Here is a 12,864-nt window from a genome sequence, read left to right as displayed (position 1 = left end):
GACCGGCCGGTGCCGGTCCCGCCCGTCAGAGCCGCGGTGCGCGGTTCAGCACCCGTGCAGCGGGTCGAGGTCGTCGCCGGTCAGGTAGCGGCCGGAGCGGTGGTCGGCGAAGCCCGCGACCAGCCGGACCAGGTGCGCGGTGGCGTCGTCGACGTTCGCGAAGCGACCCGCCTCCTTCGCCTCCAGCGCCCAGTCGTGGATCGTGTCGGCCCAGTGCTCCCCGGTCCGCCCGCGCTCGAAGTGCGCCCTGGTCATGCCCTCGTCGAGCAGGCCGGGGTCGAACGCGAGGGCGGCGACGCCCGTGCCCCGCAGTTCGGAGGCGAGGTTCTCCACGAACTTGATCTGCGCCGCCTTCGCCACCGAGTACGCGCTGGCGTGCGGCCAGCGGGTGCGTCCTGCGTTGCTGACGATGCTGATGACGCGCCCGCTGCCGCGGGAGATCATCCCCGGCAGGACCGCCCGCGTCGTCGCCATCGTGCCGCGCACGGTCACCTCCACCGCCCGCCACCACTCGTCGGGGTCGACCGTCCACGCCGGACCGATCGGGCCGGGCAGCGCCGCGTTGTTCACCAGGACGTCGACGTCGCCGAAGTCCTCGACCGCCCGCCGGGTGGCCTCCGGGTCCAGCACGTCGGCGACGGCCCAGGACACCTGTCCGCCGTCGTCGGCGAGCTGCGCCGCGGTCGCCCTCAGGACGCCCTCGTCCCGGCCGGTGATCAGGACGTTCGCCCGCGCGCGGGCCACCGCCGAGGCGAACGCCCGGCCGAGGCCCCGTCCGCCGCCGGTCACCACCACCGACAGGCCGCGCAGCGGACCCTCCAGCAGTTCCGCGCGCACGACCTTCCCGGTGACCGAGCGGGGGACGACGCGCACCCGCTCGATCAGCCGGATCCGCTTGTGCGGCGGCACGCGGGCCGCCACGTGCTCGACGACCTCCGCCAGCGGCACCGGCTCCGCGAGCACCACGAACGCCCTGGGCAGCTCTCCGGCCACCGGGTCGGGCTCGCCGAGCACGGCGGCGTCGGCGACCGCCGGGTGCGTCATCAGCAGGTCCTCCAGCTCCGCCGGCGCGACCTGGTGCCCCTTGTACTTGATCATCGACTTGAGCCGGCCCACGATCCGGACGTACCCGTCGGCGTCGCGCTCGGCGAGGTCCCCGCTGTGCAGCCAGCCGTCGGCGTCGATCAGGGCGGCGGTCGCGTCGGGGTCGTCGAGGTACCCCGGCGTGATCTGGGGGCCGCGGATCCACAGCTCGCCGGGCACGGCGTCGGCGCCGGTGGCCGGGTCCACGAACCGGACCTCGGTGCCCGGCAGCGGTACACCGACCGTGTCCGGCGGGCCGGGGGCGCCGTCGGGCGTGAAGCAGATGCAGCCCGCCTCGGTCATCCCCAGTCCCTGCACGACCGGCACGCCGAGCGCGGCGGAGCACTCCAGGGCCGTGGTCACCGCGAGCGGGGCACCGCCGGAGACGACGAGCTTCAACGCCGTTCCCCGGCTCGTGCGGCCCAGTGCGCCGAGTTCCGCGACCACGCCGGGCACCAGGTACGCCACCGTCACGCCGTGCTCGGCGACGAGATCCAGCAGGTCCGCCGCCCCGCGCAGCGGGGTCGGCGCCAGCACGATCAGCGCGGCGGTCAGCAGGGCGTTGTTCATCGCCATCTGCATGCCGTAGATGTGCCGCAGGGGGGTGACGGCCAGGACCACGTCAGCCTCGCTCAGCACGTGCACCCCGGCGATCTGGGCCAGGTTGGCGACCAGGTTGCGGTGCGTGACGATCACGTGCTTGGGCTTGCCCTGCGTCCCGCTGGAGGAGGCCAGCACGGCCGTGCGCGTCCCCCCGGCGGGGACGGGGCAGGACGCTTCGCGCCGCTCCGGGGCGCCGTCGACCTCCACCACGGTCACGTCCGCTGGCAGGAGCGCCCGCTGCCGGGCACCGGCGACGACCACGTCCACGCCCTGCGCGCCCAGGGCGGACGCCCACGACTCCGGCGTGGCCCTGGGGTCCAGGGGCAGCACCACCGCACCCGCCGCCAGCACGCCGTGGAACGCGACGACGAACTCGGCGCAGTTCTCCATCACCAGGCCGACGGTCCGGGCGCCGCGCACGCGCGCCGCCACCCCGGCCGCCGCCACCGCCAGGTCGCGCCGCGTCCACCGCCGCGGCTCGTCGCCGGTCAGGTCGACGACGGCGAGCCGGTCGTCGGTCACCGCCGCCAGGTCGGGTCCCCAGATCGCCTCGACGAGGCCGATCTCGTCCGCGTCCGCCAGATCCACGCCGTTGCCGTCCTTCACAGGAGTTCCTTCACGAGAGCCGGACGAGGACCTTGGTCGCCTCGCGGGTCCGCATCGCCTCGTAGCCCGCGGCGACGTCGGTCAGCGACACCGACAGGTCGAACACCGGCGAGGGGTCGAGCCGACCGGCGAGCACGTCGTCCACCAGCGCCTCCAGGTAGCTGCGCGCCGGGGTGAGGCCGCCGGTGATGGTGATGTTGCGCAGGAAGCACGCCAGCACGTCGACTCCCGAGTGGACGCCGCCGACGACGCTGAGCGTGCCGCCGTCGCGGCAGACGCCCAGCGCGGTGGCCGTGGAGGTGGCCTCGCCGACGCAGTCGACGACGACGTCCACCCCGGCGCCGCCGGTGATGTCGAGGACGTCCGCCACGGCCTCCTCGCCGCGGGAGCCGACGACGGTGTCGGCGCCGAAGCCGGTGCCGATGCGCGTGCGGGTCTCGTGCCGGCCGAGCAGGACGATCCGCCTCGCACCGGCCCGCCGCGCCGCCAGCACCGTGCACAGCCCGACGGGCCCGTCGCCCACGACGGCGACGGACGTGCCCGCCGTCACCCGCGCGGTGTGCACGGCGTGCTGCCCGGTGGCCATCACGTCGGTCAGGGCCAGGACCGCCGGCAGCCGCTCGTCGTGCTCGTCCACGGGGAGGGGCACCAGCGTGGCGTCGGCGAACGGCACGCGGACCGCCTCGGCCTGTCCGCCGTCGCCGGCGACGCCGAACATGCCGCCGGACCGGCAGGACGTGGACAGGCCGCGCAGGCACGCCCGGCAGGTGCCGTCGGCGAAGACGAACGGCGCCACCACCGTCGTGCCGACGCGCAGGGTCGTGACGGCCGCACCGACCTCGGCGACGACTCCGACGAACTCGTGCCCGCAGCGGGGCCCGTTGGCCGGGCCGGGCAGACCGGCGTAGCCGCGCAGGTCGGTGCCGCAGACGCCGGCGACGACGACGCGCACGACCGCGTCGGTGGGTTCCTGGACGCGCGGGTCGTCGACGTCCTCGACGCTCAGGTGACCGGGACCGTGCAGAACGGCGGCTTTCACGGGGTGGTGTCCTTTCGAGCGGGTCCGGTGCCGGTGGCCGCGGCGAGCACGGCCACCTCGTCCGCCCAGAGGGCGGACAGGTCGCGGGTGGCGTCGACCCCCGTGTCGGTCAGCACGGAGAGCGACGCCCGTGCGCCGTGCACGGCGAGGATGGTGAAGCAGCCGTGTCCCGGAGGCAGCCAGGGCAGGGCGAACACGTCCTGCACGGCGCCGCCGAGCACGTGCGTCAGCGACGACGGCCGGAAGACGGAGGCGGTGAGCGCCACGTTCCGGCGATCGCCGAGCCGCCGCATCGCGATCCCGCTCCACCGGGACGGCACGTCGTCCACGAGTGCCCGGGTCGCGGTGCGCGCGGTGGCCGTGCGGCGCCGGGACAACCGCCGGGCGGTGATCCGCAGCCGTGCGGCGGGATCGGCCGTCCCGGTGGGCAGCACCGAGCGGTGCAGGCCGAGGTGGACGCCGAGACTGTCGCGCTCTTCCGCGGTCCTGGTGTCCACCGGCACGCACACGGGAACGTCGCGGCCGCGCTCTCCCGCGCCCGACCACCGGCGGACGGCTCCGGCCAGCGCGGCCAGGTGCACCTGGCCGACGGTCGTGCCCGTGGCGTCGGCGACGGCGCGGAGATCGGCGAGCGCGACGCTCGCGTGGTCCAGGCGCCGCTTGCCGGTCAGGGCGCCCAGCACGGGCAGGTCCGGCGCGCGGCGCAGGGTGGACAGGACGTTCGGCAGGACGCGCAGGACCGCCAGCCCACGGGGAGCGCGGGGGACCACCGGTGCGGGTTCGTGGTCGCCGAACAGCACCCGCAGCACGTGCAGCACCCCGCTGCCGTCGAGCAGGGCGTGGTGCGCGGCGAAGGCCAGTCCCCAGACGCCGCCGTCGCCGGGCAGCAGCCACGCGCGCCACAGCGGGCGGTCGTGGCCGGGAGCGGCGTCCACCAGCCGCCGCACGGGAACGGGTTCGACCGGGAGGCCGGGCACCAGGTGCACGTGGCGGGCGACGTCGAAGTCCGGGTCCTGCTCCCACGCCGGTTCCCCGGTGAGCCGGCTGGTGAGGGCGGGCAGCCGGCCCAGTCGCGCGCCGACGTGGGCGCGCAGCTCGTCCAGGCGGGGTGCGGGGCCGGCGCAGCGGAGCAGCACGCCGAAGTGGACGTCGGCCGGGTCGGGCACGCCGCGTTCCATGGCCAGGAAGGTGCGCGTGAGCAGGTCGACCCGGAGGCCGGGGTCGCTCACCAGGCGATGTCCTTCTTGCGCGCCACGGTCAGTCCGTCGGCGATGGTGAGCAGCACCGACTCGACGCGGTCGTCCGCGCGGACGTGGGCGTTGAACTCCCTGATGGCCAGTCCGTTGGCGGACGGGCTGTCGTCGACGACCTCGCCCGCGTACAGCACGTTGTCGGCGAGGATCAGCCCTCCGGGACGCACCAGGGGGACCAGCGTCTCCCAGTAGCCGACGTACCCCGCCTTGTCGGCGTCGACGAACGCCAGGTCGATCACGAGGTCGCCGGCCAGCGCGGGAAGCGTCTGCGCGGCGGGACCGGTGTGCTGCCTGATCCGGTCGCGCACCCCGGCGTCCTCCCACCCGCGGGTGGCGATGGCGCTCCACTCCTCGGAGATGTCGAAGGTGTGCACCACGCCGCCGGGGGCGAGGCCGCGGGCCAGCGCGAGCGTGGAGTACCCGGTGAACGTGCCGATCTCGACGATCGTGGTGGCGTTGATCGACTGCGCGAGCAGGGTCAGCAGGACGCTCTGCTCGTGCGGGATCTGCATCTCCGCGACACCGCCGAGCGCGGTCGTGGCCTCCACCAGCCGGCGCTGCGCCGGACTGGGCGGCTCAGCTTGCGCGACGACGTAGCCGGCCAGCGGGGGAGTGAGACCGATCCGCTTGTCGAGGTCCATCTTGCTCCTCCAGGTGAAGCCGTTCGGGAAGGATCGAGGCGATGTCGCGCAGGGTCGTGGGCAGGTCCGCGGGCAGGAGCGCCAGCACGCTCACGAGCTCGTCCGACCCGAGCGGGACGGCGGCCAGGTCGCACTGGGCCGCGGCCAGCCGGTGCACGACCTCCGCGTGGAACTCCCCGGCGGACACCGGGCCGCGCCGCACCAGGAAGAAGGTGTCGAGCAGGTTCCGCTCGACGTCCGTGGCACCCTCGCCGGGGCGTCGTCCCGCCTGCTTCAGCAGCGACTCGCCCGCGGGGACGAGGAACTTGGCGAGCGTCATGTGCACCAGCCGGTGCCGCTTGAGCGCCTGCTTGAGCACGCCGTCGACCGGTGGGTCCAGCCGTGTCAGCAGACCGAGCACGCGCTCGTAGTCGCGGGCCCACACACCGCTGAAGGCGGGATGGTCGTCGATCATGCGCTGGCGGATGACGGTGGCGTAGACCTGCGGCGTGCAGCTGCCCGCGTAGACCTGGAGGGCCGAGTAGCGGTCGTACCACGCCGCGGCCTCGGCCTCGTCCTGCTCGGTGGCGCCGTCGCGCAGCATCCGCTCCAGCAGGTCGCCCAGCAGCCGCCACACCGCGAACGCGATGTGGTGGCCCAGGACCCAGCGGTAGAACGCCCGCTCGGCGGGGTCGTCGGGCGGGAGCAGCACGTCGGTCCGCGGACGCAGCACCAGTTCGAGATCGGCGGTGACGTCGCGGGCCGCGCCGTCGCGCAGGTGGTCGTCGGGCGCGGGCAGCGGGAGGGGGCGCAGGACCGCCCGCACCGGCGGCGTCATCGGTCGCCCTCGACCAGGCCGTCGAGCAGGCCGGGGGTGTCGAGCAGGTCGGCGGCGGCGCGCACGTCGCCGTCCAGCGGCCGGTCCCGGTCGACGGGGGCCAGCGTGTCGGCCAGCGCCTCCATCAGCTGGACGCAGGCGGGAGCGGTGGGTCGCCGGCCGCCCACGTGCACCGACTGGCGCAGGCCGAGCGCGAGCGAGCCGTGCAGCAGCCGCAGGGACCCGGCGAGGTCGAGGGCGTTGAGCGCCGCCTGGGTGCCGAACGGCACGACGTCCTGGTTGTGCAGGTTGGTCGGAACGCTCTGGAAGCTCGCCGGGGAGGCGGCCCGCCTGCGCATGTCCACCACGATCGCGGTGGTGACCAGCTGAACGCCCTGGAGGCCGTGCTGGACACCGGGGTCCGGCGACAACATCGGCGGCAGCCCGTTGTTGCGCCGCGGGTCGACCAGCAGGTCGAGCTGGCGCTCGGCGAGGTTGCCCACCTGCGCGGCGACCGCGCTGAGCGCGTCCGCCGCGAAGGCGCACGGCTGTCCGAAGAAGTTTCCGCCGTGCGCCACGAGCTCGTCGTCGGGGAAGAACAGCGGGTTGTCGCTGACCCCGTTGAGGTCGTCGTGGATCACCGAGCCCGCGTGGTCCACCGAGGCCCACGCCGCGCCGAGCAGTTGCGGTGAGCAGCGGATGCTGTAGGGCTCCTGCAACGGCCGGTCGCCCGTCGGCCGGACGTCCCGCAGCAGCGCGGACAGGTACGCGCCCGCCGTGACCGCGCCGGGGTGCCCGTAGGCCGCCAGCAGCTGCGGTGCCAGGAACGCCGGGGTGGAGCCGAGGACGTCGGCGAGCAGCGCCGTCAGCGCGGCGGCCGTCCGGAGCGAGCGGTGGACGGACGTCCACGCGAGCGCGGCCGCCGCCGTGGTCAGCGAGGTGCCGTTGACCAGCGCCAGCGCGTCGCGCCCGTCCAGCGGCATCGGGTCCAGGCCGGCGGCCTCCAGCGCCGCCGCGGCGGGCATCCGCTGCCCGTCGACGTAGGCGTGCCCGTGCCCGCGCAGAGCCTGCGCGGTGTGCGCGAACGGCACGAGGTCGCCGCTGGCGCCGACGGAGCCGAGCGAGGGGACGGCCGGTGCGAAGGTGGTGCGCAGCATGGCGCACAGCGCGTCGATCACCGTGAGGGAGACGCCGGACCGTCCCTGCGACAGCGACCACACCCTGGCCAGGACCGCGGCCCGCACGAGGGAGGGCGGCAGGTCGGGTCCCTGGCCGGCGGTGAGGTGCTGGAGCACGTTGTCGCACTGGTCGACCGTGGTCTCCCGGCCCGCGAACGTGACGAGCGGACCGAAGCCGGTCGTGGACCCGTAGATCGCGCGGTCGTCCGACAGGCACCGGTCCACGAACGCCCGGCAGCGCTCGACCTCACCGCGCGCCGAGTCGGACAGGGTGATGCTCACCGGTCCGCCGGCGCTTTCGAGGGTGTGCGCGTCCAGTCTGACCGGAAGACCGACGGAAAGGGGCAGCAGCATGTCATTCCTTGATTCCGGGAAGAGGAAAAATTCCACCGTGCACGTGGGGACGACACCCCGGACGAACGAACCAGTGCGGAATCCACCCCTGGGGGCAAACCATTTCTTCGCCCTTCCGCAACGCTCGGATGGACTATGTCACCGAGACTCTTGCGGTGCAAGAGCGGCTTGTAAAAATCGTCACCGGTTGCGGTGAACACGAGGTGTCCCGCTGTTCACCTGCGCGATGTATTCATCTGGTGAACCCGCTGATGAGTCCGGTCCTTCGTGGTGGAGGTGGTGGTACTCGTTCGTGGAGAGCCGTCGAACACAAAAGCGATACGTGTAGTAACGGTATATCGACGGACGCCAACGAGCGCAGCGCGTGTCGGTGACGGCGAGTTCGCGTGACGACCCCATTGCGCTCCGAGCGGGCGTGGAATCGGGAGTCCCTCTCACCGGTCGATCGCGGTGTCGCCGAACGGCGCGTCCGCGAGACGGCGCGACTCCGCGGGCGTGCGCGAGACGTTAACCTGGACGGGAGGACGAGCGGGCGGAGGCGGGACACGGCGATGGCGGCGACCGGAACCACGGCGCGGGCGGAGGCGGGCGTGTCGCCGGTGCGGCAGCGCATCCTGGCCGCCGCCGACGCGATGTTCTACGCCGAGGGCGTCCGGGCCGTGAGCGCCGACCGGATCATCGCCGCCGCGGAGGTCAGCAAGGTCACCTTCTACCGGCACTTCCCGACCAAGGACGACCTCGTGCTCGCCTACCTCCGGGGTCGTTCGGACTGGGAGCGCGCCGAGATCGCGCGAGTGCGGTCCGACCGTCCGGGTGATCCGTGCGGAACGCTCACCGCCGTCGCCGAGGCCATCGTGGACGCCAGTTGCGCGCCGGGGTTCCGCGGCTGCCCGTTCATCCACGCCGCGGCCGAGTACGCCGACCCCGAGCACCCCGTGCGCCACGCCGTCGCCGCGCACCGGAAGTGGTTCGCCGGGGTGCTGGACGAACTGCTCGTCGAACTCGGCGTCGGTGACCGCTCCGCGGCGCTGGAGCAGCTGGTCGTGCTGCGCGACGGCGCGATGGTGCAGGGCTACCTGGGCGGCGGTTCCGGCCTGAGGGCGGACACGCTCGTCGCGGCCGGGCGTGCCGTGATCGAGGTCGCCCGGCGCTGACGCCGGTGGCCGGGCGTCCGGTCGTGGAGGTCCGGTTCACCGCGTGCGGGAACGCGAGGGGTGACGGCGAGCGGGTGCTCGTGCCACCCGGCTCCGCCGCGCGCGGAGCGTGGACGCCCGTCCGCTGGAGCTGACCCCGCCCTGCGCCGCCACTTCCTCCCGGCACGACTCGCCCGCCCCGACGGGCGATGTCGGCGCTCCTTGCTCTCTTCAATACCTAGAACTACTATGCCTAGTACATCTAGGGTACGAACCGGTGGAGGTCGCCGTGAAAGTCACCAAGGATCTCGTGGCCGCGTCGGCGACGCCGATGGTGCTGGGCATCCTGGCCGAGGCGGACAGCTACGGCTACGCCATCCTCAGGCGGATCAACGAGCTGTCCGGGGGAGAACTGGACTGGACGGAGGGGCTGCTCTACCCGTTGCTGCACCGGCTCGAACGCCTCGGGCACGTGGAGGCCGACTGGCGGTCGGTCGCCGGGGAGCGGCGGCGCAAGTACTACCGCATCACCGACAGCGGACTGGCCGAGCTCGCCGAGCAGCGCCGCCAGTGGGACACGGTCGTGGACGCGCTCAAGGAGATCTGGCGCGGCCCGGACGGTTCCAGGTCGCTGATCGTGTTCCCGTCGGGAGGGCTCGCATGACGAACGGTCCGGACGAGCTGGAGGCCCAGTTCGCTCAGTGGCGCCAGTACGTGCAGCGTCGGCGGGAGCTGCGGGAACCCGACGCCGACGAGCTCGAAGACCACCTCAGGGGGTCCGTCGACGAGCTCCTCACCGCCGGTCTCCACCCCGACGAGGCGTTCCTCGTCGCGGTCAAGCGCATGGGCAGCCTGGACGACCTGTCCCGCGAGTTCGCCAGGGAGCACTCGGAACGGCTGTGGAAGCAGCTGGTGCTCGCCGGCGACACCGACGGGCCAGCCGCGACCACCCGGTCGCGGCGCGACCTGCTGGGCACGCTCCTGTTCGCGGTGGGCGCGGCGGTGTCGGTCAAGGTGCCGGAACTGTTCGGGGCGAACCCCGACGAGGACGGCGCGTTCTACGCGGCCAACGCGAGCCTGCTCGTGCTGCCCTGGCTGGCGGGCTTCCTCGCCTGGCGCAGGCGTGCCGCACCGGCGCTGATCGGCGTGCTGCTGGCGCTGTTCGCGCTCGGCGCCGTGGCGGCCAACGCCTACCCGCTCGCGGAGGAGTCGCAGTCGCTGGTCCTGACCAGCATCCACCTGCCCATCGCCCTGTGGTTCGCGGTCGGTCTGGCCTACGTGGCGGACGACGTGCGCTCGGCGCGCCGGCGCATGGACTTCGTCCGCTTCACCGGGGAGCTGTTCGTCTACTACGTCCTCATCGCGCTCGGCGGCGGTGTGCTGATCGCCTTCGTGTTCGGGACCTTCGAGGCGATCGGGGTCTCCCCGGAGGACGTCATGGCGCGCTGGGTGATGCCCTGCGGCGCCGCGGGCGCGGTGGTGGTGGCCGGGTGGCTCGTCGAGGCCAAGCAGAGCGTCGTGGAGAACATCGCTCCGGTGCTCACGCGACTGTTCACCCCGTTGTTCACCGTGGCGCTGCTGGCCTTCCTCGTCACCTTCGGCGTCACCAGCGGAGTCATCGACGTCGAGCGGGAGGCGCTGATCCTGTTCGACCTCCTGCTGGCCGTGGTCCTGGGACTGCTGCTGTACTCGATCTCGGCCCGCGACCCGCTGGCACCGGCCGGCCTGTTCGACAGGCTGCAACTCGCTCTCGTGGTCAGCGCGCTGGCCATCGACGTGCTGGTGCTGCTGGCCATCGCCGGGCGCATCACCGAGTACGGCACCACCCCCAACAAGGCGGCGGCGCTCGGGGAGAACGTCGTCCTGCTGATCAACCTCGCCTGGTCGGCCTGGCTGGTGCTCGGACTCGTCCGCGGGCGCGCGCCGTTCGCGGCGCTGGAGCGCTGGCAGACCGCCTACCTCCCGGTGTACGCGGCGTGGGCCTGGATCGTGGTCCTGCTCCTGCCCCCGGTGTTCGGCTACCTCTGACAGGCCGGCGGGGTGGCCGTCCGGCTCGTCGTGCGTGGGCCGACGTGACGGCACAGACTCCTCCTCATGGGCGAGGAAGAACTGCACGAGGGTGACGAAGTCACCTGGTCCAGTCACGGGAAGACGGTGCACGGCGAGGTCGTCGAGGAGATCACCGAGGACACCGAGGCGGCGGGCAGGACGGTCCGCGCCTCGCAGGACGATCCGCAGTACCGCGTGCGCAGCGACAAGACCGGCAAGGACGCCGTGCACAGGCCGAGCGCGCTGGGAGACGACTCGTGAGCGCTGATTTCGAGGGAGCCGTGAACATGACGGCGGCCGAGCTGGAGCGGTGGCTGGAGACCGACGAGTCGAAGTCCGTCGGCCAGTCCGACGGCGGCGAGTCGGTCGGGCACGAGTCCGGCAGGCGGATCGTGCAGCTGCTGCGGACGAAGAAGGGCGACCTGACCGAGGACGACCACGCCCACGTGCACAAGGTCGTCGGGTACGTGCACCGGCACCTCGCCCAGCGTCCGGCCGGGGACGTGGAGCACACGCGGTGGCGCTACTCGCTGATGAACTGGGGCCACGACCCGCTCAAGGACTGACGCCACCGCCGGGTGTGGTGAGTCCGCTGTGGACCGGCCGCTGTGGACCGGCCGCTGTGATCTGCGCCGCGGCTCCGCGCCGTCCGGGCCGTCGCGCGTCTAGGTTGGGGCGACCCCATCGCGACCTCGGTTCGGAGACCCCCTGATGCGCCACCCGGTGCCGGGCACCGCCCCGACCACCCCCGGCAGCCGCCTGCGCGCGGCGTGCGCGGCGTGAACCCCGAGCACGGCACGCCGGTCCGCGACGAGGCCGAGCTGCGCGAGCTGGTTCCCGAGCCGCACCCGCACATGCGGGACAAGGCCATCGCGGTCGTCGACGCGGAGTCCCGGCGCTTCCTGGAGGCGTCGACGTTCTACCTGCTGGCCACCACCGCCGCCGACGGCAGCGTGGACGTCTCCCCGCGCGGTGACCCGGCCGGGGGAGTGCTGGTGCTCGACGAGCGGACGATCGCCTTCGCCGACCGGCCCGGCAACCGCCGCGCGGACAGTCTCCGCAACCTCCTGCAACGGCCACGGGCCGGAATGCTGTTCGTCGTGCCGGGCCGGACGGACGTGCTGCGGGTCAACGGCCGGGCCACCCCGGTGCGCGACGCGCCGTTCCTGGAGCGCTTCGCCGCGCCCGCGCCGCCGCTGGGGGTGGTGCTGGAGGTGGACGAGCTGTTCCTGCACTGCGGGCAGGCGCTGCGGCGGTCGTCCCTGTGGGACCCGGCCGGCTGGCCCGCCCCGGACGCCGTGGCCGGCACCGCCGAGCTCTTCGCGTCCCAGGTGGCCCACTGGCCGGTGCCCCCGGAGCGGCTCCTGGCCTGACGCCGCACCGCGACCGGCGCGCGCGGCTGGTCGCTCCCGCCGAGCGGTGGTCGCGCCGGAGCGGGGCGAGACGGAGGTCCTCGTGCCGCTGGGCACCCCGCACCCGGTGCTGCTGCTGTGGCGGACGCGCGAGACGCGCACCCGACGGCCCGGCTGCACGCCTCTTCAGGACGTGAACTGACCTGAACGCTTCCTACGGTGGCGGTCCGAGGCCGCAGAGGGAAGGAAGCGCCACATGTCGTCAGTTGTCCGCACCGGACCGGACCTGCCGAGCGGGGAGCGCGCGCTCAACCCGTTCGCGCTCGTCGACGGGGCAGCCGATCTGATCGCGTTCGTCGAGGAGGTCTTCGACGGCGAGGAACGCGTGCAGGCGCGCACTCCCCTGCCGTCGGGATCGCTGATCCACGCCGAGGTGGCGATCGGCGACTCGGTGCTCCTGGTGGCCGACAGGCAGCCCGGCTGGCCGGTCGTGCCCGCCCTGCTCCAGGTCTACGTGCACGACGCGCAGCAGGTGCTCGACCGAGCCGCGGCGCGAGGTGCCGCGGTGATCACCGAGGTGACGCCCTTCTACGGCGGCGAGGACCTGGCGCGTCTGCGCGACCCGTGGGGCAACCTCTGGTGGCTGTACGCCCCGGCCCGGGGCGGGGATGCCGGGCTGCCGTGGGAGGGCGGGTCGACCTGCGTGTTCGACTCCCTGGACGCGGCGTTGCGCGGCCCCGCCGGCTGACAGCCGGTCCCGCGACGACCCGATCGGCC

General features: G+C 73.6%; 14 protein-coding genes. 8 read left to right on the top strand and 6 right to left on the bottom strand.

The window, feature by feature from the left end; all coding sequences use genetic code 11:
* Nucleotides 1-45 precede the first annotated feature (45 nt).
* From IMZ35_RS05605 to IMZ35_RS05580, 6 genes are read right to left on the bottom strand one after another with little or no spacing between them, the layout of a single operon-like run.
* Nucleotides 46-2,292, bottom strand: coding sequence for an SDR family NAD(P)-dependent oxidoreductase (locus tag IMZ35_RS05605; RefSeq protein ID WP_199439843.1), 2,247 nt, complete (start codon nucleotides 2,290-2,292; stop codon nucleotides 46-48).
* A 10-nt stretch (nucleotides 2,293-2,302) separates the two neighbouring features.
* Nucleotides 2,303-3,331 carry an alcohol dehydrogenase catalytic domain-containing protein gene (locus IMZ35_RS05600; protein WP_199439842.1) on the bottom strand — a complete coding sequence of 343 codons (1,029 nt, stop codon included), beginning with the start codon at nucleotides 3,329-3,331 and terminating at the stop codon, nucleotides 2,303-2,305.
* A complete protein-coding gene (locus tag IMZ35_RS31295; protein WP_199439841.1) occupies nucleotides 3,328-4,560 on the bottom strand; it encodes a wax ester/triacylglycerol synthase domain-containing protein in 1,233 nt (410 codons plus the stop codon). The genes IMZ35_RS05600 and IMZ35_RS31295 overlap by 4 nt, the downstream gene beginning before the upstream one ends.
* Nucleotides 4,557-5,225 (bottom strand): O-methyltransferase, encoded by a 669-nt coding sequence (locus tag IMZ35_RS05590; protein WP_199439840.1) that lies wholly within the window; start codon nucleotides 5,223-5,225, stop codon nucleotides 4,557-4,559. Before IMZ35_RS05590 ends, IMZ35_RS31295 begins: the two co-directional genes overlap by 4 nt.
* Entirely contained in the window at nucleotides 5,161-6,042 is an 882-nt protein-coding gene (locus tag IMZ35_RS05585; protein WP_199439839.1) for a 3-methyl-L-tyrosine peroxygenase-related protein, read from the bottom strand. Before IMZ35_RS05585 ends, IMZ35_RS05590 begins: the two co-directional genes overlap by 65 nt.
* The gene (locus tag IMZ35_RS05580) at nucleotides 6,039-7,553 is read right to left on the bottom strand and encodes an aromatic amino acid ammonia-lyase (RefSeq protein WP_199439838.1); all 1,515 of its coding nucleotides are present in this window, start codon (nucleotides 7,551-7,553) and stop codon (nucleotides 6,039-6,041) included. Before IMZ35_RS05580 ends, IMZ35_RS05585 begins: the two co-directional genes overlap by 4 nt.
* A 551-nt stretch (nucleotides 7,554-8,104) precedes the next feature.
* Between IMZ35_RS05580 and IMZ35_RS05575 the strand changes: the two genes are divergently transcribed.
* The 8 genes from IMZ35_RS05575 to IMZ35_RS05545 all read left to right on the top strand — a co-directional run bounded on the left by IMZ35_RS05575 (nucleotide 8,105) and on the right by IMZ35_RS05545 (nucleotide 12,835).
* On the top strand, nucleotides 8,105-8,707 hold the full coding sequence (locus tag IMZ35_RS05575; RefSeq protein ID WP_199439837.1) for a TetR/AcrR family transcriptional regulator: 603 nt from the start codon (nucleotides 8,105-8,107) through the stop codon (nucleotides 8,705-8,707).
* A 268-nt stretch (nucleotides 8,708-8,975) separates the two neighbouring features.
* The gene (locus tag IMZ35_RS05570) at nucleotides 8,976-9,350 is read left to right on the top strand and encodes a PadR family transcriptional regulator (protein WP_199439836.1); all 375 of its coding nucleotides are present in this window, start codon (nucleotides 8,976-8,978) and stop codon (nucleotides 9,348-9,350) included.
* The gene (locus IMZ35_RS05565; protein WP_199439835.1) at nucleotides 9,347-10,714 is read left to right on the top strand and encodes a permease prefix domain 1-containing protein; all 1,368 of its coding nucleotides are present in this window, start codon (nucleotides 9,347-9,349) and stop codon (nucleotides 10,712-10,714) included. Before IMZ35_RS05570 ends, IMZ35_RS05565 begins: the two co-directional genes overlap by 4 nt.
* A gap of 66 nt (nucleotides 10,715-10,780) precedes the next feature.
* The gene (locus IMZ35_RS05560; protein WP_199439834.1) at nucleotides 10,781-10,996 is read left to right on the top strand and encodes a hypervirulence associated TUDOR domain-containing protein; all 216 of its coding nucleotides are present in this window, start codon (nucleotides 10,781-10,783) and stop codon (nucleotides 10,994-10,996) included.
* Entirely contained in the window at nucleotides 10,993-11,301 is a 309-nt protein-coding gene (locus IMZ35_RS05555) for a DUF3140 domain-containing protein (protein ID WP_199439833.1), read from the top strand. The genes IMZ35_RS05560 and IMZ35_RS05555 overlap by 4 nt, the downstream gene beginning before the upstream one ends.
* A 213-nt stretch (nucleotides 11,302-11,514) precedes the next feature.
* Nucleotides 11,515-12,108 carry an MSMEG_1061 family FMN-dependent PPOX-type flavoprotein gene (locus IMZ35_RS05550; protein ID WP_307867784.1) on the top strand — a complete coding sequence of 198 codons (594 nt, stop codon included), beginning with the start codon at nucleotides 11,515-11,517 and terminating at the stop codon, nucleotides 12,106-12,108.
* A 46-nt stretch (nucleotides 12,109-12,154) separates the two neighbouring features.
* Nucleotides 12,155-12,289 carry a hypothetical protein gene (locus IMZ35_RS31290; RefSeq protein WP_267877042.1) on the top strand — a complete coding sequence of 45 codons (135 nt, stop codon included), beginning with the start codon at nucleotides 12,155-12,157 and terminating at the stop codon, nucleotides 12,287-12,289.
* Between the two features lie 54 nt (nucleotides 12,290-12,343).
* Nucleotides 12,344-12,835: a VOC family protein gene (locus IMZ35_RS05545; RefSeq protein ID WP_199439832.1), complete on the top strand. Its 492-nt coding sequence runs from the start codon at nucleotides 12,344-12,346 to the stop codon at nucleotides 12,833-12,835.
* The last annotated feature ends 29 nt before the right edge of the window (nucleotides 12,836-12,864 follow it).

The sequence above is a fragment of the Umezawaea beigongshangensis genome (assembly GCF_016464305.1).
In the GTDB taxonomy this organism is placed as follows: domain Bacteria; phylum Actinomycetota; class Actinomycetes; order Mycobacteriales; family Pseudonocardiaceae; genus Umezawaea_A; species Umezawaea_A beigongshangensis.
The sequence above is the reverse complement of the archived record's forward strand: the minus strand, read 5'-3'. Positions and strand labels throughout refer to the sequence as shown.